This is a genomic window from Acinetobacter amyesii, from assembly GCF_023499985.1.
In the GTDB taxonomy this organism is placed as follows: domain Bacteria; phylum Pseudomonadota; class Gammaproteobacteria; order Pseudomonadales; family Moraxellaceae; genus Acinetobacter; species Acinetobacter amyesii.
Window position 1 is genome coordinate 150,237 of the sequence record NZ_JAMCOU010000028.1, and the last position, 24,907, is coordinate 175,143.

The following is a 24,907-nucleotide window of genomic DNA, read 5'->3' on the forward strand; positions in this document are numbered from 1 at the left end:
ACATGGCAAAACCACGTAAAAAACATACCGGTTTTTTCCCTTGGATTGATCCAGCGGATCAGGCAAAGGGATTTAAACTTAACTTCTCAGAAGTGACTTATTTGGAAGTGGGGCGGACCGTTGAAGGCTATAAACAGGTTCAATTTGTCGAGTTGAAAAACCCAGAGCTGGCATTGGAGTTTGAATACCCTGAAAGTTTTTATATTACGACCGAAGGGTTGGTTTTAATAAAAACGCCGCAAGGCAAGTTTGAAGCCATTGCCAAGACAGATAACTTTTAATTCAACACTAAAAAATTGAACTGAAAAAATGACCTGCAATATTGCAGGTCATTTTTTATTGAGCTTTAAGTGATTTGCTAATCGTCATTGCAAACCATGCTGTTTTAAATTGTCGATTTCATAAGGCGCATCTTCGGCAGGGTAGCGTAAGTTTTCTAATCCTTTGGTTTTGGCAATGGACCAAATCACACTCTCTCCCGCAGGGATGTTTTGGCTGCGCCGTGCATATAGTGGGTTTTGTAGGGCGTCTGCTGCTGAAATAAATGTCCAGCCATGCTGCTGAAAGGCGGTAATGAGATCTTTTAAAAATGCGGCATTAATAGCATTTACATGTAAAAGTAAAACATGCTGTGGTGAACGATTTATGGTGAGCTGGGCAAGTTGGTCATAATAATCTGCTCGGTGAAGCAGGTGAGCAATATATGCTTGTTTTAGTCGGTCTAATTTGTCCTGATCTTGCTGTTTGGCATAGTCGAGATATTTTTGGTTATAAAACCAGTCACTGGCATCTATACTCACACCGCCAATGCGGTATTGATGCTGCTCTAACCACTGATAGACAGCATCACGTTTTTCAGCGCTATTACCTTCTTTTAAAAATGGATAACGATAGATACGTGTGTAATTCGGCAGCGTTTTTAACACTGTATCCGCATGTTCAATGCTGTGCAGATAATCTTTTAATGTGACATTTTCTTTATTCAGATTTTGGTGCAGTGCACTATGATTGCCAATCAGATGGCCAGATTGTCCCCACGCTTGAATCAGTTGTTTACCTTGATAATCGCCAATTTTAATCAGGCTAGGGAAGACAATAGTTTTGATTTGTTGATCATGCAGATGTTTTAAAATTTGGGCATTGATTTGTTCCGCTTGTGCGTTAAACACTGGATTTAATCCATCATCAAAACTGAGCGCAATAGATTTTGCTTGAGCCGTGATATTGGCACAAAGTAAAACGAAAAAAATAAAAACATGTAGCGGGTAAAATGGAAACATTATGCTTGTGTAATTTAGTGGTTATCCACGACATCATACTGTGTAAGTGAGGTTTGTGTTGATTGCAAATGTAATGAAGTACTTAAGCAGTTTTGGTTTTGTTCATTTTACTGAAAACAAGCTATTGGTCATGAAAAACGATGTTGAGTTAGTTACACTAGGGATTCGCTATACTCAGCAAATGGTTAAAGGGAAATGAAATATGCAGCGTCAAGCATGCGAAATGCGGGATAAAAGAATGTCTCCTGAATTAAGAACATGGTTGTATGCTTCGGGTTCATTAACCCAACAATTAACAGATTTTGCCCAAGGTGTATTTAAAGTTGAGCCGAGTATTGAGCAATTTCAACGTATGACGCTTCAAGATGCACGGTGGCTACAAATGCCAATACAGCACACAGCTTGGGTACGTGAAAGTTATTTATATGGCTGTGAAGCTGAGCCGTGGGTCAAGGCAAAAAGTATATTTCCAATCCTTAGCATACAAGGACGTGCGCGGATTTTTCAGCATATTGGTAAAAAACCGATCGGACATTTTTTATTTCAGCGTACCAATCCGAAGTGTGAGCGGCGTGTACTGTGGCTAGACGATGGTTGGACACGTCAGAGCTGTTATACTTGGCATGGTTGTAAATTTATTGTTCAGGAAACTTTTTTAGCGAGTTTTGAACAATATTTGCAGAAATAACATTACCAGATGAAGGACAATCATGGCCGTGGTGCAACAGATTACTTGGCAGCAGCGTTTAGAAGCTTATTACTATTTATGTCGCTTCGATAAGCCAATTGGCACGGAACTGGTTTTTTGGCCAACCATGTGGGCACTGTGGATTGCCAATCAAGGAACACCGCAATTCAGTATTTTGATTCCTATGATTTTGGGCACGATATTTATGCGTGCAGCAGGTTGTGCGATTAATGACTTTGCTGACCGTAAAGTCGATGGTGCTGTGGAAAGAACCAAACATCGTCCTTTAGCGACAGGCGTAATTAGTGCTAAAGAAGCCATATATGTGTTCTTGATCTTGGTGCTTGCTAGCGCATGTATGTTGTTCTTTTTACCGATAGAAACTTTTTATTGGTCCTTTGGGGCATTGTTTTTAGCGTTCATTTATCCCTTTATGAAACGCTACACGCATCTGCCACAAGTATTTTTAGGCGCGGCATTTTCATGGTCGATTCCTATGGCCTATACCGCTGTGGGGCAAACACCTGATTTAACGTGTTGGTTATTGTACTTTGGTAATTTGGCGTGGACGGTTGCGTATGATACACAATATGCCATTACTGACCGTGAATATGATTTGAAAATTGGCGTGAAATCGACTGCGATTTTATTTGGTAAATACGATATTGAAATCATTTCATTATTGCAGGTGCTTAGTATTGTATTGATTGCTATTGCGCTGTATTTAGAAGATCTCTTGATGCCATTCGGTTTGGTCGCGTTATTGGCTGTGGCTGCCGATTTTATTTACCAGTGGACTAAAACCAGAGGCCGTGATCCGCAGTTATGTTTTTGGGCGTTTCGCCATAACCGTTGGATAGGGTTTATGATTTTTATTGGAATTTTTATGGCATTGGCTCTTTAATGTCATTGATCTGAAACTTTTTAAAATAAACTAAAGCATCCTATTCGGGTGCTTTTTTTTATGCATTAATAAAAAGGCATGTAGTTTCATGTTTAAAGAATAATGATTAAAAAGGATATTTTATGAAACGTTCAAAAATAGCATTGGCTTTGACAGTTGCAGTTTCTATGCTGTCTTTAACCGCGTGTAATGACGATGATAATGACTCATCATCTTCGAATCAAAAATCAACATTTGTGTCTGAAGCAAATTATGCTTTCAATACTGTAGACAATGCATCGTCCATAAAAGTCATGACGTATAACATGACCAATGTGCAGGGGAAAGCAGCAACAGCAACGGCTTTAGTGTTGTTTCCAAAAGCTACTCAACCTAAAGATGGTTATCGCGTTGTGGTGTGGGAGCATGGGACAGTCGGAGCAGGAGATGAGTGTGCGCCAAGTAAAAATCTAATTCATCCACGTTTTAAAATTCTAGCTAACACGCTTATGGCGGCAGGTTATGTAATTGTGGCGCCAGACTATGAAGGCTTAGGAACCAAAGGAGTTCATCCATACCTTAATTTATCAAGTGCGGCAAATTCGGCGCTTACTGCAGTTAAAGCGGCAAAAGAACATTATGGTAAGCAACTCAATGGTCAGTGGATGTCGATTGGTCAATCGCAAGGTGGTCATGCATCCTTAGGGACGGCGGAATTTGCGAATACCGATACTAACTATAAAGGTGCAGTAGCAGCCGCACCTGCGTCGAGTTTAGGCACGATTATTAAGATTTACTTAGATCCAAAACTAAATGTAGATGCAAACGGTCAACCTAAAGCCCATGGATTGAATAGATTGGATGAACAGTTGGCACAAGTGCGTTATGCACTTAGTATGGGGCAGCTTTCTGAGGTTCAAGCACAGGCGTTAATTGATCAAATTGCAGATGGCTATGCTGAGCTTTTGGCATATGCTGCATTGACCAGTTCGGGTATTAAAGCCTATGAGCCAAATTATGATTTAAAAAATATTTTTACTGCTAATGCTGGTGTTATTGCAGAAAAAGCCTATGGACGTACAGGAGATGACGGTGCATGTTTAAGTTATGCCGATCCAAATGGCGCAAATGGTTTGCAAGAACAGTTTAAAGCAGCTGTGATTGAATTCTTAAAAGATCCAACGAATATGGTTTCACAGTACGGAATTGATTTGAATAAAATCGATACCGATCCCGTTGTTCAGAAATTTTTAAATGATAATCAGCCAGCGACAAATGCAACTGCTGCCAAAGTAATTAAAGCCCCTGTTTATATTATTCAAGGTGAAGAAGATAAAGCTGTATTACCTCCTGTGACTCAAGCTTTATTTGAAAATATGAAAACACAAGCGAAGAAGTATTTCCCAGATGCAAATTATGCTGAAGGTTATCAATTAGACGTTGTGCCAAATGCAAGTCATACACAGGCAATTATCTGTAGAAATGCGCAAGCGGTCGAATTTATTCAAGCTAAAATGTCTGCAGGTACAGGTATTGTCTTAACCAATGAGCAAAAAGATGCAAGCCAAAGTCCACATTGTAAGGGTATAGCTGCTTCAAGCTAAGTTTTTAAATAATAAAAAAGGAGCATGTCTCCTTTTTTTATTGAATATTGGATTGTTAATCATTCAATCCGTGAAAATGAGGGGCATCGTTAGTTCGAGCAAAGAATGATATGAAGGCTTGAGCGAATTTTGTTTTTTGCTATATTGGGCGTCGAATTATTTATGTAAATGAAAGAATCGTTATGTCTGAAGTTAAGCCAAAACCCAATACCAAAAAGATGATCATTTTGATGGCACTTGGGCTATTGATTCCTATATTTTTGGTCAGTATGGCTTTTCTTGCAGTCAATAGTGATGCTAAAAACCAAGAAAAGTATAAGCAACAACAAGCTGAAATGATTGAGCGTATTAAAGAAAAAGAAGCTCAAGATGCGGCTTTGGCTGCTGAGGCTGACCAAGCAGTATCAGAAGTGCTGGCTGCTCAAGAGTCAAATGCTCAATAAAATTCAGCTTACATTGTGGATGTGAATGCAATGCGCATTCATTCAATGTTTGATTTTGATTTAAGTATTTAACAACTATTTATTTACATCATGCCTGAGCGTGTGAACTGTTGGAATGTTGGTGTAGCGGATTACACGGTAGCCAGCTTCTTCAAGCATCGCATTACGTTCAGCATCTTCTTGCTCTTTGCCTATGTGACTAGGGTCATCCAGTTCGATTATCACTAATACATTATAAGTTTGGTCAAGTATGACAAAATCAGTGACTTTTCGATTAAATCTATTTCTGATTTTGTAATTTTGATTAGTGATCAGTGCGCTAAAAGCTACTTGGGCTAAAATGTGGTAGTTCGGAAATGCTTCATTTAAACGATGAAACATCTTACTTTCAAAGGCCGTGATTACACGACGTGGGAAAAACTTTTGTTTGCTTCTAAATAGTCTGGGAAAGACTAAGCAGATAAGGGCAAAAGTTGCCAAGCAACCAATAATAAAAAATATGAACTGACTGAGATCTGGCACGGAATAAACAACATATATGAAAAAAGCCCACGTCATGATGCGTGGGCTTTTAGAATTTGGCTCTCCAACCTGGGCTCGAACCAGGGACCTGCGGATTAACAGTCCGTCGCTCTACCGACTGAGCTATTGGAGAATCTGCACGCATTCTATGGGGCAAATGCAGTGAGGTCAAGTCAGAATTGCAAAAAATAAGGAAATTTAGGCTGAATGTATTAAATATAAACACCTTTAATATAAAGCGTTTTTAAAACTTAAGCTCTGACTATTCTTTCTAATGTGGTCGGAGAGCTAAGTGATTAGCTTAGGTCATAGAGCAAGTTATACTTATCTTAAAACAAAAGTCAGAGCATAAAAAAAGCCCACGACATAATGCGTGGGCTTTTAGAATTTGGCTCTCCAACCTGGGCTCGAACCAGGGACCTGCGGATTAACAGTCCGTCGCTCTACCGACTGAGCTATTGGAGAATCTGAAGTGGATTCTAAAGATGTATGGGAGGGTGGTCAAGCCTGATTTAAATAAAATACTTAAAAATCAAATTAAGTGTTTTAAAAATAGCCGAATCAGACAACTTGGTAAATATACGGATACTTTTTAGGAAAGCAAAAACAAAAAAGTAGGTATGCTTTGTTAAATATCAGGCAATAAAAAACCCACTTCGCAATGAGTGGGCTTTTTAGAATCTGGCTCTTCCACCTGGGCTCGAACCAGGGACCTGCGGATTAACAGTCCGTCGCTCTACCGACTGAGCTATGGAAGAATAGATGGCTCTCCAACCTGGGCTCGAACCAGGGACCTGCGGATTAACAGTCCGTCGCTCTACCGACTGAGCTATTGGAGAATCTGATGCGCATTTTAGGGATGAAAGCTAAAGCGGTCAAGTAAAAATAAAAGATAAAGCGCTTAAATGTTTTTTTATTATCCAAAGATGAGTTTCTTGCTTATTTATTGATTATTTTAAGCTTTTGTTGCGTTAAACCCTATCGGAATACTTTAACAATTATAGTTAATAGAGTGATGGATGGAATGGTGGGTAAGGTTGCGTTAGATCGCTATTCTAGTTCTGAACATGCTGAGAGCACTATGTACCGTCATTTCGGATGACCTTTATTATATTGAAATAGTTAATAATTAGTCAGTAAATTCCAGTTGTTTTAATTAATTAGCAGATTTTTTTAATAATTTTTAGATAAATAAATCTTCTAAGTACACAAATGGCTTAGCTTCCTGTATAAGAACAAAACAAAGTTTCATGAAATGTTATTGAATATTTAAAAAAGTATTCTAAATTCAATATTTTATAAAATTTAAAAATTTATTTTTAAATAGGAATTTATATGCTTCACATTGGAAGAAAATTATTAACTTCAACTCTCTTATCTATTTTATTAGTCGCATGCGGTGGAGGGGGAGGAGAAAGTAGTCCAACGTCATCAGAAACATCTGTGCCTAAGCCTATTGAAGAAACTTCTGTACTAAGTCCAGATTTGACACATGGCTATTTTGAAATTGAAAATTCTGGCATTGCTAATCACTCAACTATCAAGTTTTCACCATTTCACACAGATAGTGTGATTGAAGCATCTGCTACTAACAATAATATGTGGAATCTAGAAATTCTTACACCAAGCAATGATTTGTCTGCCCATATTAATAATTTGGCGGGTCTTTATTTTTATCCTAATGACGATAAAGTTGGAGTTTTTAGCTATTCGGAAAATGCTAACGGGTATCTGCGGGTTCAATGTCAAAATTCATGCAGTGATACATTTTCTTATAAAATTGAAAAGCAGAGTAATGGCAAAACTTATTTTATTATAGATGCAAATGGTTCTATAACAGGACGTTTAAATAATATTGGCTTTGCATCTACAGCTAAAATTAAAGGCTCTGTTAAGTTTGAAGTAAATTCTGATTGGCCAGTATGGGATAGCAAAAGATTTAATGAATATCCTGCGAAATCAGACTTAATTGTTAATGGTAAACCTGCAACAATAGAAAAGTTTTTGGATTGGAAAACTAGTTCTGTTTTAAGTTTTACGACCGATAAAGAATATTATTTTAATTTTAATAATCCTTTGGATATTGATCATGATAGATTTATCTTAACAGAGGGGAATTATTTCAGTAATGAGCAACCTAAAGATGTGTACATATATAAAGGTTACTTCAATCGAGATTTTACATTAAATACAGATTATGAAAATGGTATAACGACCTTTAAATTCATCAATAACTTATTTACTAACCCTGTTGAATATACTGCGTCTCCAGACTTAGAAGTATCTGGAGGTTTTGTGAAAAAAATTCCTTATGGTCAAGTCATTGCAGGAGATGAAGTTTTTAAAATTGATGAAACTGTTTCAGCAGTTGCATATGCAGAGAATGAAAGTAAATATTATCGTTTTATGAGTCGAGATAAGCAATCTGATCTAGAGTTCACAGTGAAATACGATACTATAACTAAAAATGTAAATGTAGCTTATCAAAGACCACAGAAGGGTCAATTAAATGTGAATATCTATCTGAAATGGAACTGTAAATTGACGAATAATCATTGTAGTGGTGTAACTGTCAATGATTCAGAGGGAACTATAGAATTTAAAAACGTGCAGTTAGATGATGGTCGTCTAATAAATGGCAAGTTTGGTCATTTAGGCGTAAATGATCTCTTAAGGTAATAATTGCGTAGTTATACTCTCAAAAATATAACTATGGTAATTCTCCTACAATTAATTTAATACATAGTATTTGAAAACACCTTAATTTTAATAAATTTCAGAATCTTGTGTTGGGAAAGGCCATAACTACGGATTTTAAATTTTTTAAATGTTTATCATGCAACATGGGAAAAATAGTCCATGTTGCATAGATTTTTTTAGCTTCACTGAAACTAAAAAAAGAAACAGAAGTTCTAATAACTTTTTATAAATTTAGAATTATAGAACCCATAAAAAATCACCCTAAAAGGGTGATTTTTTTACTTTAAAATAAGTTTTAAAACTTATTTTTCAACGCCAGCAGCTTGACCTGCATATTTAGCGTTTGCATAGTCCCAGTTCACTAGGCTTTCTAAGAAAGTAGAGATGTATTTAGGACGAGCGTTACGGAAGTCGATGTAGTAAGCATGTTCCCAAACGTCGATAGTCAACACTGCAACTTTACCGTGAGCAAGTGGAGTGTCAGCATTTGAAGTTTTAAGGATAGAAAGGTTGCCGTTTACTTCGTCAGCAACTAACCAAGCCCAACCTGAACCGAACTGAGTTGCAGCAGCATTTGCAAATTCTTCAGCGAATTTTTCGTAAGAACCGAAAGCTTCGTCGATTTTAGCTGCTAAAGCGCCAGTAGCTTTACCGCCACCGTTTTTAGCCATACAGTTCCAGTAGAATGTGTGGTTCCATACTTGAGCTGCATTGTTGAAGATACCAGCTTTAGAAGCATCGCCTTTAACAGCAGTGATGATTTCTTCTAAAGTTTTGCCAGCAAGGTCAGTACCTTCAATTGCTTTGTTTAGGTTAACCACATAAGTATTGTGGTGTTTGTCGTGATGGTATTCTAAAGTTTCTTTGCTGATGTGCGGAGCAAGATCTTCGTAACCGTAAGGTAATGCTGGTAAAGTAATCGTTGTCATGTTTTCAATTCCTTGCATTTTGCTGGGTTTTGACATTAAGTGCCGTTATTGTAATAGATTCTTGCAGTAAAATGCGCATTGCTTATAAATAACAATACAGAATAAAGCCTGAAAATATACATATAAGGACTGAGTCAAAGACCAAGACGATTTAAATTAAATCGGGTTGTTTAATTCGAAATAACTATACTCAATATTGAACTGTTCTGAAATAGCTTTTGCGAGTCGTTGTACACCATATCTTTCAGTTGCATGATGTCCGCAGGCATAATAATGCACATTTAATTCTTCAGCTTCGTAAAAAGTACGTTCACTCACTTCACCTGAAATGTATGCATCACAATCTAATGCAGCGGCTTTGCCAATAAAGTCTTGTGCGCCGCCCGTACAAAAACCAATTTTTTGAATCGATGGTTTATCTGCCGGCAGGTGAATGACATCAAATCCTAATTTTTCAGAAACAAAGTCTTTAAACGCCGCTGGAGTCATGGCTTGTTTTAAATAACCAACATTGCCAATAGGATTGCGTTCAGTAGGATCTAAAGCTTCAATATTTTCCAATTCGAGCAAATCAGCTATCGCTGCATTATTACCTAAAGTAGGGTGACTATCTAAAGGTAAGTGATAACCAACGAGTGAAATATCGTTTTTGATCAGGCTTTTGATGCGTTTGCCGCGCATACCAGTGATTGGGTAAGCTTCACCTTTCCAAAAATAACCATGATGTACCAATAGCAAATCAGCATTTGCTGCGATTGCGGCTTCAATCGCTGTTTGTGACGCGGTAACTGCACATAAAATTTTATGCACTTCTGCTGAGCCTTCAATTTGCAAGCCGTTGGGAGCATAGTCCTTAAATTCATGTGCTTTGAGTGTGCTGTCACACCACTGAATAATTTCACTTAACTGAGCCATATACTGTCCAAAATCTCAAAGAGATGCATCAAAATTTACGATTGTTTAAATTGTAACTAAAGAATCACAAATCTCTGTGTTTATTTTTAAGTTTGTTGAAAATATTACATTACAATACGATATAAATTATTTAGCCATCAATGAATTATAAAATTTAGAGGATATAGACGTGCGTCGGACCTTTACATGGTTACCTTGGGTATTATTAATACTTGTGATCATCGGTTTCTTAACATGGCAACAGGTTCAAAAACCTAAAGCACCCATTGCCCCAGATGGGGTTAAAATGCCTGCAGAAAAGGTTGAACCCCTCATTGATACATCGCGTACAGGCGGTGTAGTTTCGTATAGTGCTGCGGTAAAAGTTGCTGCTCCAGCGGTTGTCAATATTTTCACTACGCAAAAAGTGAAACAATTGGATCATCCTTTATTAAATGATCCGGTTTACCGTGAGTTTTTTGGTAATCAACTTCCAGATCAAACTAATCAAAACGAAAATAGTTTAGGTTCAGGTGTGATTGTTCGTCCAGATGGCTATATTTTGACGAATAACCACGTGATCGCACAGGCCGATCAGATCGTTGTGGCTTTACATGATGGTCGTCGTGCTGAAGCGAAAGTTGTGGGTACAGACCCAGATACAGACTTAGCTGTGATTAAGATTGAAATGAGTCAATTACCGGTTTTGCCATTTAAGCTAAGTGGCAATGAAGTCGGTGATGTCGTCCTAGCGATTGGTAACCCTTTTGGCGTGGGTCAGACGGTTACGCAAGGGATTATCTCAGCTACAGGTCGTTCAGATTTGGGAATCAACACTTACGAAGACTTTATTCAAACAGATGCGGCGATCAACCCCGGTAACTCTGGTGGTGCTTTAATTGATGTTGCAGGGAACTTAATTGGTGTAAATACCGCGATCTTCTCGCAGTCAGGTGGCTCTTTGGGGATTGGTTTTGCCATTCCTGCAAAAGTGTGCCAACAAGTGCTGAACGCTATTTTAAAAGATGGGCGAGTGGTACGTGGTTGGTTAGGTATTAGTTTGCTTCCAATTAAACAAGAAAATATTTTAGATCCGCGTGTGAATGGTGTGATTGTCGCAGATGTCATTCGTAATGGACCTGCAGCACAAGCAGGTTTAAAACGTGGTGATAAAATCATGAAAGTGAATAATGAGCTGATTACCTCGACCTCACATTTAATCAATTACGTTGCACAACAAGCGCCATTGAGCACTATGCAAATTGAGATTGAGCGAGACGGAAAGGCGATGACATTACCTGTACAAGTGGGAGAGCGTAAACCGCAAACTCAAAACAGTGACTCGCAATATATTCCATTACCCCGCTAGCATAGAAAATCCCTCGTCATGAGGGATTTCTTTTGAGTACCTTTTTTTGTATATCGCTTTGAAGAGCATCGTTTGCGCCAAACAATGCGCTTTGTAATTGAAATATCAATTACAAAAATGCATTGCACACTTTGCTGAATTTGGCTTAATTTATAAGCAATAATAATCAGATAAGCGTATAAGAATATGAGCTTTTTACCCGCTGAACATGCCAAAGTTTTATCTAGTCAAGCCAATTTAGATATCGCCTTATATAAGACACGTTTGGCTTTGCTGATTGAGGAAAATGACAAACAGGAGAATACCGCCGTATTTACGGTTTTACCCAAGCATTTAGCTTTAGAAGAGATTCGAAGTTTATCTGCTGAGCTTACAGAATTGGGATATCAAGTTCGATTTGAAGTGAATGAATTCTTCTATAATTTTAATGTGTATTGGATTTGATTCGGGATTCACTGCATTTAAGGTCCTAAGTTAAAAACAAGATGAAACCCTTTAGAAAACCACGATAATCGTAGTTTTCTAAAGCCGTTTTATAACGCAGTAACTTATTTAGATTTTTGATAGTCATTAATGACTTCAAGTGCCGCACGAAAGGCTTCTTGAGTCGCCGGTGCGCCACAATATGGCAAACTATGAAGTAACACTTCCTGAATTTCTTCTACAGTCGCCCCATTATTTAAAGCACCTCGGACATGACCCTTGAGTTCTGTTGGACTTTTTTGTGCAGTTAAAAATGCAATGGTAATCAGTGAGCGATATTTACGGGGTAAAACGCCTTCACGCTGCCAAGTTGAACCCCATGCATGCTCATTAATCCAATCTTGCAAAGGTTGAGTAAATGGCACGGTATTGTCTTGAGCACGTTTGACGAAACTTTCACCCATAACTTCAGTACGAACTTTTAAGCCATTTTCATAATCTTGTTGTGACATGTAGCAAACCCTCTGTGATGTAATTTTGCAGTACAGCCTATACCTTTGACTCTGCGATACCATTGGCTGATGGTCGTATAAAAAAGCCATCCCATTGTTTAACGGTGGAATGGCTTTTATTTTGAGAAAAATAAAGCTTAAAAGCGATGCAGAAGTTGATTAATAACGCAGAAATGCTTCTGGTTCATCATCGGTGTGTTGTTGCTTTTTCACTTCTGGTGCAATGGTTAAATGTGGATTGGAAAGCTCAAGTTCGTGGATGAGCTGCATGTCAAATACATCTGTGAGCATGCTGTCATAGCGTTGAATGTTGTAAGTGCTGAGCTGTTCAGCTTCGGAGGCAGTAATGACTTTTTGTGCAATTGCATCGGCTATATGTGCTTCAAAAGTTAAACCTTTAAATTGGCCTTTAGATTCAGCTTTTTTAAATTGGTTCCACAGCGGTTCAATTTTCAACAATTGTAAAAAGGCATTTTCCATACGACCAGAAACTTCATCTGCTGCAGTGCTGTAATACACGTGCTTTTTCAGTTCTTGTCGGAAAGGATTGTCTAGCATCATTTGAGTGGCAACTTCACGTTTTAAACGGTCTGTTGGTTTAGCAACAACTCGTCCAAACGGAAAGCAGATGATTTTTACTACGCTTGCTGCCAGCCGCATTGGGAAGTTGTCAAATAAGCCATGGAAAGCTTCTTCAACATTGTACAAAGCTTTATCTAATGCAAGTTGAGCATGTAATTGTTCAGCTTCACTTCTTTGACCTTGTTCATAATATTTAAGAATAGCCGTCGCGATAAATAAATAAGAGTGAATGTCTGCAAGTCGGCCCGAAAGCATTTCTTTGCGTTTAATATCGCCGGCTAAAAGGCCGAGACACATATCAGCAGTCAGCGCGAAATCAGCACTGAATCGATTAATTTTTTTATAGTAGGGGCGGCTAAATTCATCTGCTGAAGCAGGTGAGTCTGATGGGCCACCTGTGAACGCATAAGCAAAAGCACGTGCAGTTCGGTTAAAGGTATACCCTAAGTGCTTAAAGAGCATTTCATTGAATGTATTGAGTGCAGTGGTTTTATCTTCGGCTTGAAGTAATTGTAGCTCTTCAAATAAATATGGATGACAACGCATGGAGCCTTGTCCAAAAATCATCAGAGAGCGACTTAAAATATTGGCGCCTTCGACGGTAATTGATACGGGAATGGCCTGATAATTCAAAGCTAAAAAATTACGAGGTCCCATTTGCACGGCACGTCCACCGACGATGTCCATGCCATGATTCACCACTTTCCGCATGGTTTCAGTGGCATAGTATTTGGCCATTGCAGTCATTACAGCAGGTTTGCCGCCTTGGTTTAAACCACAAGTCACCAAATAGCGAAATGCTTCAAGCATATAAGCGTCTGATGCGATATCACTCGAAGCTTCTTGTACACCTTCAAAATTACCTACAGAAATTTTAAACTGCTGACGAACTTTGGCAAATGCACCAACATTTAAATATGCCATTTCTCCGGCTGCCGTTGACAAAGCTGGGAGTGAAATGCCACGACCAACCGCTAAACATTCCATCAGCATACGCCAGCCTTTGCCGGCATTTTCAATCCCTCCAATGATCCAGTCTAAGGGAATAAAGACATCTTTGCCTTCAACTGTACCATTCATAAACGGAGAGCCTGGATTATGACGAGGGCCTGTAATGACACCGTCATGACTCGCCGGTAATAGGGCGCAGGTGATGCCATATTCCGTTTTATTTTTATCTCCCAATAAGCCATCTGGATCGTATAGCTTAAATGCCAGACCAATGACGGTGGCAATTGGTGCAAGGGTAATCCAGCGTTTAGAGAAGTTCATGTTTAAGCCGAGCACTTGTTGTCCCTCAAAGGTGCCATAACAGACGACACCTGTATCAGGAATCGCACCTGCATCTGAGCCTGCTTCAGGGCTAGTGAGACCAAAACATGGAATTTCTTCACCTTTTGCAAGGCCAGGGAGGTATCTGTCTTTTTGTGCTTCGGTACCATAGTGTAGAAGTAATTCCCCCGGTCCAAGCGAGTTGGGCACCATACAACTGACGGCGGCAGTCAGTGAGCGGGATGCAATCTTGCTCATGACACGGCTTTGTGCAAATGAACTAAATTCACGGCCCCCGTAAGATTTTGGAATCACCAGTCCTAAGAAACCATTATCCTTAATGAATTGCCAAGCTTCTGGTGGGAGGTCTTTATGTTTATGGTGAATATCCCACTCGTTGAGCATGGCACAAAGTTGCTCGACTTCATTATCAATGAAGGATTGTTCTTCAGCGCTGAGCTGAGGGTAGGGATAAGCCTCAAATTTTTTCCAATCAGGCGCGCCCATAAATAGCTCTTTTTCCCACCAACTTGTTCCTGCATCTAATGCTTCACGTTCCGTAATACTCATACTCGGCATTGCATTTGCTAAGGTTTTATAGGCAGGTTTGGTGAGCAGATTGAGCCGCAGTGGGTCAATCAACATAACTAAACTTAAAGCAATAAGCGGGATGCCAAGTATTAATGACCATGGGGTTAAAAAGGCGAGTGCAATTGAAACAAATATCAGTGTTATTGCACCTACAGCTCGTGAAAGTTCAAAGAAAAAAACGGCCCAAAGAGCAAAAATAAAGAGTACTGCACTGAGTATAAATAGCATTTGTTATGGCTCCAGTGACAAGGGCCAGAGCGTTATGCGTTTAAAACAGCCTACATGCGTTTAAAAATGATCTCATCTTTTGTCTTTCTGATTTTAAAGTGCATGAGACTGTCAAAATGGCATCACTCGGCTGGTGAGTATGATTGGACAATTGCGCGAATATAATGAAAGCGCAAATAAAGTGTTATCAATAGATTGATTAATAAATAATCACAATACAATCCCTATCGGGCAAAGAAATGTCACATTACGTAAACTTGGATGATTCGATATATTGGATAACGTTTAAGGAACGGACAATTTTCGAAAGATCTTATATTGGGAAACGAATTAGGCTGAGTGTGTGAAAGCCACAAAAAAAAAGCCCTCAATCAATGAGGGCTTTAATTTGCGATGTTTTAAATCTTTACGTGATTAAGCTTCAATCGTTTGAACTGCAATTTTCTTTGCAGGATCAGTTTTACGACGTACCGCAGGTACTGGCTCACCATAGTATTGACGGTCAGCAAAGTAGCTAGAACGGACCATTGGTGCAGCCCAAATGTTTTTGAAACCAAGCTTTTGACCATGTGCTGTGTAACGATCAAACTCTTCAGGTGTAACGAAACGATCGATCGGTGCATGTTCTTTAGAGGGCTGTAAGTACTGACCAATGGTGACATAGTCAACATCGTGTGCTTTTAAGTCGTCTAATAACGCGATCACTTCTTCTTCAGTTTCACCAATACCGACCATCAAACCACATTTGGTTGGTACATCTGGGCAGTATTCTTTAAACATTTTTAATAAGTTTAGAGAGTGTTGGTAGTCAGAACCCGGACGCATGGCTTTATACAAACGCGGCACAGTTTCAATGTTGTGGTTAAAGACATCAGGAGGGCACTCCGTCATGATACGAAGGGCAACATCCATACGACCACGGAAGTCAGGAACTAGAATTTCCAAAAGTGTTTTTGGACTCAAGTCACGAGCTTCTTTAATACAGTCAACAAAGTGCTGTGCGCCGCCATCAACTAGGTCATCACGGTCGACCGACGTAATTACGGCATATTTCAAACCAAGATTGGCAATGGTTTCTGCCATGTGACGTGGTTCATCTGGGTCAAGAGCATTGGGACGACCATGCGCAACGTCGCAGAATGGGCAACGACGAGTACAGATATCGCCCATAATCATAAAGGTTGCAGTACCGCCACCGAAACATTCAGGTAAGTTCGGGCAAGCCGCTTCTTCACACACGGTATGTAATTTTTGTGCGCGCAAAGTTGTTTTAATACGTTGAACTTCATCAGGGGCAGCCATTTTGACCCGAATCCAGTCAGGCTTACGAGGCGTTTCAACCGTTGGCACAACCTTCACAGGTATGCGAGCGACTTTTTCTGCGCCACGAAGTTTTACACCCTGTACAGGTTTACGGTTCTCAGACATATTCAACTTTTCCACTGTTTTTGACGAGGAGATATTCAAAAAATTAGCTCGATCATTATAGCGGACTTGAGCTTAAATAGGGGGAAAACGATATTCATATAATAAATGTGGTTATCACATAATATATGTGAGCTAAATATCCAAAAAAGTTAGGATATACGTCATAATACAGCCTAGATTAAAGAATATTTGTAAAGGAGCGTTGAATGCCACGTAAGAAAGAGGTCGTTAGTGGAACTTTCGTGAAATACGATGCGGTAGTTCTGGGTTCTGGCCCTGCGGGTGAAGGCGCTGCAATGAAACTTGCTAAATCAGGTAAGCGAGTTGCAATTGTAGATATGCGTGAACAGCTTGGTGGTAACTGTACCCATGTAGGAACAATTCCAAGTAAAGCATTGCGTCAGACCGTTTCAAGCATTTTACGTTACCAACGTGACCCTATGTTCCAAAAAGTCGGTGAATGGAAACAGTTCACGATGAAACAGGTGTTACGTAATGCGCATAAAGTGATTCAACAACAAGTTGAAACGCATTCACGTTTTTATGACCGTAATAAAATTGATATTTTCCACGGCCGTGCGTATATCCAAGATCAAAACACTGTTTTGATTTTTAGCAATGAAGGTATGACGGAAACTTTAGTATTCCAGCAATTAGTGATTGCTACAGGTTCACGTCCTTACCGTCCAGCTGCTTTAGACTTTAATCATCCTCGCGTATTTGATTCAGACAAAATTTTGGATCTGGATTATTCAATCCAAAAAATCATCATTTATGGTGCAGGTGTGATTGGTTGTGAATACGCGTCTATCTTTATTGGTTTAGACCATAAAGTAGACTTGATCAATACACAGCACAAATTACTCAGCTATTTAGACGATGAAATCTCGGATGCATTGTCATATCGTTTACGTGAGCAGGGTGTACTTATTCGCCACAATGAGCAGATTGATCATCTTGAAACACATGATGATCATGTAGTTCTGCACTTGCAAAGTGGTAAGAAAATTAAAGCCGACGCGATTTTGTGGTGTAACGGTCGTTCTGGTAATACAGATGGTTTAGGCCTAGAAAATGTAGGTATTAAACCAAACAGCCGTGGTCAATTAACCGTGAATGATCAATATCAAACTGAAGTAGAGAATATCTTTGCTGCGGGTGATGTAATCGGTTGGCCTTCACTTGCATCTGCTGCATATGACCAAGGTCGCTGTGCCGGTTCTAACATGAGCGGTGAAGAAGGAATTGCACCTGTAACGGATATTCCTACAGGTATTTATACCATTCCCGAAATTTCTTCGATTGGTAAAACTGAACAACAGTTAACGGAAGAAAAAATTCCGTATGAAGTGGGGCAGGCATCTTTCCGTCATTTGGCACGTGCGCAAATTACAGGTGACACCGTGGGCGAGCTTAAAATCTTGTTCCATCGTGATACTTTAGAAATTTTAGGTGTTCATTGCTTCGGTAATAATGCTGCGGAAATTATTCACATTGGTCAGGCTGTGATGAACAGCCCGAACAATACGATTAAATATTTCGTAGAAACCACATTTAACTATCCGACTATGGCGGAAGCGTACCGTGTGGCAACATTGAATGGTATGAACCGTTTATTCTAAGGCTAAATTGAACTTAGAATGTGCAATGAAAGACCCGTAAGTTTCGGCTTGCGGGTTTCTTATGGGTAGAATAAAGTGCATACAAAATATACAGTCAATCAACTCATAATCATCAGCATTTTCAACTCATTTTAGGTAACCCATGACGATCCGTTCAGTGACTATTCAAGGTTTTCGATCTATTCATCATATGAATTTGACCTTGTCGCGTCTGAATATTGTCAGTGGTCCGAATGGTTGTGGTAAATCCAATCTATATAAAGCTGTACGTCTCCTACATGAAGCTGCAAATGGCCAATTATCCCAAGCTATTGCAAATGAGGGCGGGATTCAAAAAATCATGTGGGCAGGTGGTCACCGTGCGGGTGATCGATCGAAAGACCCTAAGCGCATGAAGCTTGCAGTGGAGATGGAGCATTATGAATATCAACTTGAAATTGGTTTTCCTGAACCGCTCATCACCTTGTTTGCACTCGATCCTTTGGTCAAAGTTGAAGGGATTTGGTTAAGCGGCTATCAACGTCGAAAAATGAGTGAGTTGTTGGAAAGAACCAACCAAGCGGCATTTCTTAAAAATGTTGATGAAGAACGGATTGCTTATCCGATGGCATTAACACCAGAAGAGTCGGTGTTTGGACAATTGTCCGATCCACACTTATATCCCGAAGTTTCACAAGTGCGTGAGACCATGAAAAACTGGCGCTTTTATCATGAGTTTTCTGTCAGTGGAAATTCACCGATCCGTGTCCCACAGGTGGGCATTCGTTCGCCAGTTTTAGCGCATGATGGTACAAATTTAGCTGCGGCTTTTGAAACTTTACGTGAGCGTGGTAACAGTGAAACCTTGTTTGAAGTACTAGAAAAAGCCTTTCCGCAGACCCAATTTTATGTGCAGGAAATGGGTGGGCGCTTTCAAATGATGATGCAAAAGCAAGGGATCTTAAGACCTTTAGAAAGTGCAGAATTTTCAGATGGGACTTTACGGTTTTTGTGTTTAGCCGTAGCTTTACTGAGTCCTAGACCTCCAAATTTTATGGCACTGAATGAGCCAGAAAATAGCTTACATCCCGATTTATTACCTGCCTTGGCGATGCTGATTGCCGAAGCAAGTCGCTATACGCAGCTTTGGTTGACCACACATTCCAATGAACTGGTTGAAATGATCAAACAGTATAGTGATGTGCAGCATTATCAACTAGATCAAGTCGAGGGGAAGACCGTGGTCAAGGGCGCAAGCTTAATCGATGAGGATTAGATTATTCCTTTAGCTATAGTTTTTTTGCTTAAGTTTAAAAAGGTAGAAAAGTTAAAAAAGCATAATAGCCGATAAAACTGCTTATTAAGCTAAACCAGACTGGCAGCTTGCTGCGAAGTAAAGCAATAACGACGGCAACAAATATAAAGTCCGTCCATTGAATGATGTATTTCTGGCTCATTTGAAATAGTAGACACAGTAATAGACCGACGACAGCTGCATTGATTATTTTTAAGGTGCCAAAAAGCATCGGGTATTTCATCAACTTATTCCAAAACGGTAATAAGCCAAACAATAATAAAAATGACGGTAAAAATATCGCCACAGTCGCGAGTACAGCATTTAAGAGTAGCACATCAGTCATGGGTAAAAGCGTGCCGAGATAGGCGGCGAAACTAAACAAAGGCCCCGGCATGAGTTGTGCAAGGGCATAGCCTAAGTCAAAATTTTCATTACTGATCAGTCCTGTAGAGACAAAGTCCTGATGTAAAAATGGCAAAATAATATGTCCACCACCAAAGACGAGGGATGCTGTGCGGTAGAAGCTTTCTAAGCTGAAAGCCAATATATTGCTATGTTGTATATCGAAGAATGGCAGAACGAAAAAAGGGCTGATAAAGGCGAGAAGCCATAGCCAAGAGGTGCGAGTATTTTCATGTGCATTCTGGCTAAAATTGTCATGTTTGGGTGGAACTGTTTCGGCGATATTTGGCTTTTGGCTGTGTAATTGATTTGACGATAAAACTAAACCGATAATTGCAGCGCATAAAATCACCAAAACTTGATTTAGAGAAAATTGAAAGAAATAAATAAAAAATGCAGCTAAAAGCATGACTAGATACTGAAATTTTGTTTTACAGAAGCTTCGCATCATTTGCCAAAATGCCCATGCAACAACGGCTAGTACAATTAACTGAATAACATGAAAGAATAAAGTTGAGAGTTGATTACTGAGTTTTATACTTAAAGTGGCCGCGGCACACATCAGCAGGGCTGAAGGTAAAGTAAATCCTAACCATGCAAAACAAGCACCTTGATAGCGGTTGAGTTGAAATCCAATTGCCATGCCGAGCTGGCTACTTGTTGGGCCTGGAAGGACTTGAGCCAAGGCAAGCAAATGCACATATTCATGCTCCGTTATCCATTTTTCTTGTTTCACAAAATATTGAAAAAACAACACCAAATGTGCCGCAGGTCCACCAAATGCAATACACCCTAATCTTAAAAAGGTGAGAAAGATGACAAGGTTTCGTTGTGGTGTGGACTGGCTCATGCGTTACCAATATTAAAAATCGAAATAAGGTTATGAATTTCTAAAGGATAAAATTATGAAAGTTAAAAGATCTTAAAAGCTGATTATTGCAAGAGTATGTAAATCCTGCTTCAAAAATATTTTGAAGTGCTTAGCAGGGAAAAAGATAATTGGACGAAGTGACATAGTGCTGTCCCACATGCACATGGCGTCGGTTTCCGCCGCTGATTAGCATCAGCACATACACATAAAAAATTGTCTAAAAATGACTTCTCCAAAATCATACACCTTATCAGAAATTTTGAGCGCTTTCTTGAAGTGGTTGATGAGTGGCATTGCATCGTTACTTTCAATCATGGTATTTGCAGATGATCAGCTACCTGCTACACAACCATTAGCAAGTTATACAGATCAAAACAGTTGGCAGGGCATTCAGCACTATCTACCCAAAGAATACCATTTAACAGAAACGCAGCGACCCAAAGAAGAGTGGTGGAGTTGGCAGGGTCATACTGTTCACTTAGATACTTATCGAAATCCACATGCAAAAGTGAAGGTGATTCTGTTTCATGGTGTAGGAACAAATGGTCGACAAATGTCGATGATTTTGGGTCATCCTTTGGCACAGCGTGGCTATGAAACGATCGCTATAGATATGCCCGGTTATGGCCTCACCCAAGTCAAAAAGGGCTCAAAAATTCGTTATGATGATTGGGTTCAAGCAGGTAATGACCTCATTGAAGCCGAGCTACAAAAAGATCATCGTCCTATCGTTTTGTATGGGCTTAGTGCAGGTGGTATGTTGACCTATCACGTGGCGGCAAAAAATAAAAAGGTGAAAGGCATCGTCGGTATGACCTTTTTAGACACTTCAAATAAAATCGTGCGTGATCAAGTCTCTTTAAATAAATTTATGAGTCGCGTGGCCAGTCCAATGGCTCATGTGACGGCATATACACCATTTTCAGCATTGCCAATGCCGATGCGTTGGGTAAGTAAAATGCATCGTTTGGTGAATAATGACGCAGCATTGCAGGTCTTTTTAAAAGATAAAACGTCAGCTGGGAATAGTGTATCGGTTAAATTTCTAGATTCGTATTTATATTATAAAAATGACACGCCACCGGAGCAGTTTGATGTCTGCCCAATTTTACTAACGCAGCCTGAACAAGACCGCTGGACGCCTTTGGCTTTAAGTCAGCCATTTTTAGCACGGATTCACCAAGTTCCAGTCGATGTCGTGCTGTTGAAAAATGCAGGACATTATCCTTTGGAACAGCCGGGACTTGAGCAAATGGTCAATGCAATAGATGCGTTTTATCAAAAAGTCACGCAATAATCTGTTGAAAGCGTGATGCGTAATTCATACCAACATAGATATAAAAAAACCGCCAGAAGGCGGTTTTTTTATTGGGACTTTATCGTGGAAATATTTAAGCAAAATGACCATGTTGAAAATCATAAAATGCCTGACGTATTTCATCTTCAGTATTCATGACGAATGGTCCATGTGCCGCAATCGGTTCATTTAAAGCTTCGCCACTTAAAATAAGCAGTTTGGTTGCTTCAAAAGATTTAAGTTTCAAGGACGATACTTGGTCACTGACATATAAAGTCTGTTTCGCATCAAAGCGTTGACCTTCAATTTCGATCGCCCCACTTAATACAAAAATCATGTTATTCCACTGTGGGTTGAATGAAAATTCCTGTTCAGCATTTGCATTCAAGCGCACATCCAATACATTCATCGGGCTAAAGGTTTCAGCGGCGCCCAATGTATCTTCAAATTGGCCAGCAATGACGCGTACCACGCCTGCATTTTGTGCAAGCTTTACTTCAGCAATATTGGCTGTTGTCAGTTCTTGATAGCGAGGTTCAGTCATTTTGGCATGACGAGGTAAATTGACCCAAAGTTGTACCATGTCTAAATTTCCGCCTGTTTTGGTAAAATCTTTAGAATGATGTTCTTCATGCATAATGCCTCGACCCGCAGTCATCCATTGCACTTCGTCTTTGGCAATGCTGCCGTGATTTCCTTTAGAGTCAAAATGCTCCAATTCTCCTTCATAAACAATGGTTACTGTTTCAAAGCCACGATGTGGATGCGACCCAACACCACGTTGATGATGACTTGGAGAGAAATGATATTGGCCGGTATAGCCCATAACGAGGAAAGGACTGGTTTGATTGCCCATTTCTTGCATAGGGAGCATAGAGTTTGTTGGGAAGCCATCGCCCACCCAAGTCCTACGATCACTATGATAAACACGTTTGATTGAATTCATAATTCAGCCCTCAATTTATTGCTTCTGAGATTTATTATTGAGGTATAGTGAGGGAATGACAGGGCGAAAAACTCAACAGATTATTCTAAAAATGAAACAATCATGCAAAATTTAAATGACTATTACTATTTCGTGCAAGTGGTGAAATACCAAGGTTATACCAAAGCCAGTGAAGCATTGGGTATTACAAAATCTAAGCTATCACGCCGTATCACAGAATTAGAGACCCGTTTGGGGGTGCGTCTGATTCAGCGTAATACGCGTAAATTTACAGTAACTGAAATAGGACAACAGTTCTATTTGCATTGCTTAAAAATTTTAGAGGAAGTCAGCGAAACGGAAAACTTTGTGCTTAGTACGTTGAATGACCAACTCTGTGGCCAAATTAAAATCTCTTGTCCTGTGGCTTTGGTGGAAATGCCTGTTGCCAAAATGGTCACTGATTTTATGCAGCAATATCCAGACATCAGTGTGCATCTGATGGCGACCAATCATCGGATTGATGTGATTGAGGAAGGCGTAGATTTAGCCATTCGTGTGCGTAATATGCCTTTAATGGATAGTGATTTGATCGTTCGAGATTTAGATGCTTGGGATCATGTTTTGGTGGCATCGCCACAACTTTTCTTCGAGCGTGAAATACCACAGCAATTGGCTGAGATTCAAAATTTTCCGTGTATTGGTTTTGATCGGCCTAAACATTTTTGGGATTTCCGACATCGTGAAAAAAGTGAAACCCAACAAATTGAATTTCATCCACGCTTAAGAACTGACAGTTTTAGGGCCATGATTTCTGCTGCTCTTTCTGGCGTGGGAATCGCTTCTTTGCCCAAAGTGTTTGTACGTGATGCTTTAAAAAGTGGTGAGTTAATTGAACTGTTTCCTGAATGGCAATTGCCGCAAGGGGTCATCCATGTTGCATACGCGACACGACAAGGCATGCTGCCGGGTGTGCGTGCGATGTTAGATCATTTAATTTCAGGTTTTAAGGCATTAGATATAGATCATCCGTAATTTGAGCAGTGTTCTTATTGTTTTAAAATTTTAATTATTTGGAGTTATTGCTCAAACACGGATTTTACAGGGTTATTTATTTTTATTGTTGGCATGAAGTTCAACATTAGTATGGTCGTCCTCCTGCTAGACTAATTCGCTTTAATAAGCGGCGTTGGTCTGAAGGGAAAGGGCGGCGTGAGTGTAAAGTGGCTTGGTTATCCCAAAATACAATGTCACCTTCTTCCCATTGATGTTCATATCGAAACTCAGGTTTCAATAAATGTTCACGTAAAGATGCAATCAATTCACTGCCTGACTGATCATCATAATGAACCAATTCCACTTCAGATCGTTCATTTAACCACAGCCCTTTACGGCCACTTTCTGGATGGGTACGTACAAGCGGATGTGGATAGGCATGCCCAACAATCGGTTGGTCTTTGAAACGGTATAGCGGTGTAGCGCCATATCCCGTTGTGCCTTTATTATTTTTGGCACGGACAAATGGGTTGTAGGTAATGAGTTGAAGTTGGTCTAAATGTTTTTGTGTCGCTTCATCTAAAGCTTCATAGGCCTTAATGGTGTTATACCATGAGGTTTGTCCACCGTCTTGTGGCAGTTCAATGGCATAGAGTAATGAACCAAAAGATGGCAGCGGAGTCCACTGATGGTCTGCATGCGCAGCCAATTCACCATGTCCAGTATAGTCACCTTTGCCCACTGCATTTGAAACAGGTACGACGTCTGGTGGTGTACCGGTATCATCTTGTGACGCCAGCACAGGAATATCTGCACCGGGACGGAAGATTGAACCGAAGTAACTTGCAAACGCGAGATACTGTAAATCATCTAGACTTTGATGTTTAAAAATTAAAATCAAGTGTTCTGCCAACGCTTGTTTTAAACGGTAGATGGTTTCCCCAGACTGTGCTTTACGCGCATCTAAACCATAAACCACAGCCCCCAAAGCTTGGTCATGTTGCACTTCAATACGAATTTCATTGCCATCTTGAAATTGTTCTGCTTGATGCCAACGTGGAGCATCATGGATGGCTTGTGAAAGTTGAGTCAATGCGGTCATTTCATAAGTTCTCAAATTGTTCTTTATTGAGACTTAATCTATGGAAGAAAGCACAGGTTGGAAAATTA

General features: G+C 39.7%; 22 protein-coding genes and 4 tRNA genes. 12 read left to right on the forward strand and 14 right to left on the reverse strand.

Features of this window, described 5'->3' with window-relative positions; translation table 11 throughout:
- Nucleotides 1-2 precede the first annotated feature (2 nt).
- Nucleotides 3-281: a hypothetical protein gene (locus M5F03_RS07825; protein WP_180084127.1), complete on the forward strand. Its 279-nt coding sequence runs from the start codon at nucleotides 3-5 to the stop codon at nucleotides 279-281.
- 84 nt (nucleotides 282-365) lie between these two features.
- Here M5F03_RS07825 and M5F03_RS07830 read toward each other — a convergent pair whose 3' ends face one another.
- The gene (locus tag M5F03_RS07830) at nucleotides 366-1,280 is read right to left on the reverse strand and encodes a polysaccharide deacetylase family protein (RefSeq protein ID WP_249707849.1); all 915 of its coding nucleotides are present in this window, start codon (nucleotides 1,278-1,280) and stop codon (nucleotides 366-368) included.
- Nucleotides 1,281-1,482: 202 nt separating this feature from the next.
- On the opposite strand from M5F03_RS07830, the gene M5F03_RS07835 reads away from it, so the two are divergent.
- The 4 genes from M5F03_RS07835 to M5F03_RS07850 all read left to right on the forward strand — a co-directional run bounded on the left by M5F03_RS07835 (nucleotide 1,483) and on the right by M5F03_RS07850 (nucleotide 4,898).
- Entirely contained in the window at nucleotides 1,483-1,968 is a 486-nt protein-coding gene (locus M5F03_RS07835) for a chorismate--pyruvate lyase family protein (RefSeq protein ID WP_111884531.1), read from the forward strand.
- A gap of 22 nt (nucleotides 1,969-1,990) precedes the next feature.
- Nucleotides 1,991-2,872, forward strand: coding sequence for a 4-hydroxybenzoate octaprenyltransferase (ubiA, locus tag M5F03_RS07840; RefSeq protein ID WP_249707850.1), 882 nt, complete (start codon nucleotides 1,991-1,993; stop codon nucleotides 2,870-2,872).
- Nucleotides 2,873-2,994: 122 nt separating this feature from the next.
- Complete coding sequence (locus M5F03_RS07845) at nucleotides 2,995-4,455, forward strand: alpha/beta hydrolase (protein WP_249707851.1); 1,461 nt, start codon at nucleotides 2,995-2,997, stop codon at nucleotides 4,453-4,455.
- A gap of 182 nt (nucleotides 4,456-4,637) precedes the next feature.
- A complete protein-coding gene (locus M5F03_RS07850; protein ID WP_111884529.1) occupies nucleotides 4,638-4,898 on the forward strand; it encodes a hypothetical protein in 261 nt (86 codons plus the stop codon).
- A gap of 75 nt (nucleotides 4,899-4,973) precedes the next feature.
- Here the strand turns inward: M5F03_RS07850 and M5F03_RS07855 are convergent, their stop codons facing one another.
- The 5 genes from M5F03_RS07855 to M5F03_RS07875 form a co-directional block, all read right to left on the reverse strand.
- Nucleotides 4,974-5,456 (reverse strand): DUF2726 domain-containing protein, encoded by a 483-nt coding sequence (locus tag M5F03_RS07855; RefSeq protein WP_283773870.1) that lies wholly within the window; start codon nucleotides 5,454-5,456, stop codon nucleotides 4,974-4,976.
- Between the two features lie 21 nt (nucleotides 5,457-5,477).
- Nucleotides 5,478-5,553 (reverse strand) — tRNA-Asn (locus M5F03_RS07860).
- Nucleotides 5,554-5,809: 256 nt separating this feature from the next.
- Nucleotides 5,810-5,885, reverse strand: a tRNA-Asn gene (locus M5F03_RS07865).
- Between the two features lie 217 nt (nucleotides 5,886-6,102).
- Nucleotides 6,103-6,178 (reverse strand) — tRNA-Asn (locus tag M5F03_RS07870).
- Nucleotides 6,179-6,183: 5 nt separating this feature from the next.
- A tRNA-Asn gene (locus tag M5F03_RS07875) sits at nucleotides 6,184-6,259 on the reverse strand.
- Between the two features lie 496 nt (nucleotides 6,260-6,755).
- On the opposite strand from M5F03_RS07875, the gene M5F03_RS07880 reads away from it, so the two are divergent.
- Nucleotides 6,756-8,099: a hypothetical protein gene (locus M5F03_RS07880; protein WP_078191896.1), complete on the forward strand. Its 1,344-nt coding sequence runs from the start codon at nucleotides 6,756-6,758 to the stop codon at nucleotides 8,097-8,099.
- A 323-nt stretch (nucleotides 8,100-8,422) separates the two neighbouring features.
- On the opposite strand, the gene sodB is transcribed toward M5F03_RS07880, so the two are convergent.
- Both sodB and M5F03_RS07890 read right to left on the reverse strand, forming a co-directional pair.
- Nucleotides 8,423-9,049, reverse strand: coding sequence for a superoxide dismutase SodB (sodB, locus tag M5F03_RS07885; RefSeq protein WP_078192384.1), 627 nt, complete (start codon nucleotides 9,047-9,049; stop codon nucleotides 8,423-8,425).
- A gap of 156 nt (nucleotides 9,050-9,205) precedes the next feature.
- The gene (locus M5F03_RS07890) at nucleotides 9,206-9,964 is read right to left on the reverse strand and encodes a Nif3-like dinuclear metal center hexameric protein (RefSeq protein ID WP_249707858.1); all 759 of its coding nucleotides are present in this window, start codon (nucleotides 9,962-9,964) and stop codon (nucleotides 9,206-9,208) included.
- Between the two features lie 169 nt (nucleotides 9,965-10,133).
- Between M5F03_RS07890 and M5F03_RS07895 the strand changes: the two genes are divergently transcribed.
- Together M5F03_RS07895 and M5F03_RS07900 are read left to right on the forward strand one after the other, a co-directional pair.
- Nucleotides 10,134-11,312 (forward strand): S1C family serine protease, encoded by a 1,179-nt coding sequence (locus M5F03_RS07895; protein ID WP_249707860.1) that lies wholly within the window; start codon nucleotides 10,134-10,136, stop codon nucleotides 11,310-11,312.
- Nucleotides 11,313-11,498: 186 nt separating this feature from the next.
- On the forward strand, nucleotides 11,499-11,756 hold the full coding sequence (locus M5F03_RS07900; RefSeq protein WP_249707862.1) for a hypothetical protein: 258 nt from the start codon (nucleotides 11,499-11,501) through the stop codon (nucleotides 11,754-11,756).
- A gap of 104 nt (nucleotides 11,757-11,860) precedes the next feature.
- On the opposite strand, the gene M5F03_RS07905 is transcribed toward M5F03_RS07900, so the two are convergent.
- The 3 genes from M5F03_RS07905 to lipA form a co-directional block, all read right to left on the reverse strand.
- A complete protein-coding gene (locus tag M5F03_RS07905; protein ID WP_168379173.1) occupies nucleotides 11,861-12,247 on the reverse strand; it encodes a carboxymuconolactone decarboxylase family protein in 387 nt (128 codons plus the stop codon).
- 159 nt (nucleotides 12,248-12,406) lie between these two features.
- Nucleotides 12,407-14,920 (reverse strand): acyl-CoA dehydrogenase, encoded by a 2,514-nt coding sequence (locus tag M5F03_RS07910; RefSeq protein WP_249707863.1) that lies wholly within the window; start codon nucleotides 14,918-14,920, stop codon nucleotides 12,407-12,409.
- Nucleotides 14,921-15,334: 414 nt separating this feature from the next.
- The gene (lipA, locus tag M5F03_RS07915; RefSeq protein WP_180004941.1) at nucleotides 15,335-16,348 is read right to left on the reverse strand and encodes a lipoyl synthase; all 1,014 of its coding nucleotides are present in this window, start codon (nucleotides 16,346-16,348) and stop codon (nucleotides 15,335-15,337) included.
- Nucleotides 16,349-16,554: 206 nt separating this feature from the next.
- Between lipA and sthA the strand changes: the two genes are divergently transcribed.
- Both sthA and M5F03_RS07925 read left to right on the forward strand, forming a co-directional pair.
- Nucleotides 16,555-17,970, forward strand: a complete 1,416-nt coding sequence (gene sthA / locus M5F03_RS07920) for a Si-specific NAD(P)(+) transhydrogenase (RefSeq protein WP_078190237.1) — start codon at nucleotides 16,555-16,557, stop codon at nucleotides 17,968-17,970.
- A 142-nt stretch (nucleotides 17,971-18,112) separates the two neighbouring features.
- A complete protein-coding gene (locus M5F03_RS07925; RefSeq protein WP_180004940.1) occupies nucleotides 18,113-19,225 on the forward strand; it encodes an AAA family ATPase in 1,113 nt (370 codons plus the stop codon).
- A 34-nt stretch (nucleotides 19,226-19,259) separates the two neighbouring features.
- On the opposite strand, the gene chrA is transcribed toward M5F03_RS07925, so the two are convergent.
- Nucleotides 19,260-20,498 carry a chromate efflux transporter gene (gene chrA, locus M5F03_RS07930; protein ID WP_249707865.1) on the reverse strand — a complete coding sequence of 413 codons (1,239 nt, stop codon included), beginning with the start codon at nucleotides 20,496-20,498 and terminating at the stop codon, nucleotides 19,260-19,262.
- A 334-nt stretch (nucleotides 20,499-20,832) separates the two neighbouring features.
- On the opposite strand from chrA, the gene M5F03_RS07935 reads away from it, so the two are divergent.
- Nucleotides 20,833-21,816, forward strand: a complete 984-nt coding sequence (locus tag M5F03_RS07935; RefSeq protein ID WP_249707937.1) for an alpha/beta hydrolase — start codon at nucleotides 20,833-20,835, stop codon at nucleotides 21,814-21,816.
- 94 nt (nucleotides 21,817-21,910) lie between these two features.
- Here M5F03_RS07935 and M5F03_RS07940 read toward each other — a convergent pair whose 3' ends face one another.
- Nucleotides 21,911-22,762, reverse strand: a complete 852-nt coding sequence (locus M5F03_RS07940; RefSeq protein WP_249707866.1) for a pirin family protein — start codon at nucleotides 22,760-22,762, stop codon at nucleotides 21,911-21,913.
- A 102-nt stretch (nucleotides 22,763-22,864) separates the two neighbouring features.
- Here M5F03_RS07940 and M5F03_RS07945 point away from each other — a divergent pair, with 102 nt between their 5' ends.
- Nucleotides 22,865-23,776, forward strand: coding sequence for a LysR substrate-binding domain-containing protein (locus M5F03_RS07945; protein WP_249707868.1), 912 nt, complete (start codon nucleotides 22,865-22,867; stop codon nucleotides 23,774-23,776).
- Nucleotides 23,777-23,882: 106 nt separating this feature from the next.
- Here M5F03_RS07945 and M5F03_RS07950 read toward each other — a convergent pair whose 3' ends face one another.
- Complete coding sequence (locus tag M5F03_RS07950; RefSeq protein WP_111885533.1) at nucleotides 23,883-24,839, reverse strand: TauD/TfdA dioxygenase family protein; 957 nt, start codon at nucleotides 24,837-24,839, stop codon at nucleotides 23,883-23,885.
- Nucleotides 24,840-24,907 lie beyond the last annotated feature (68 nt).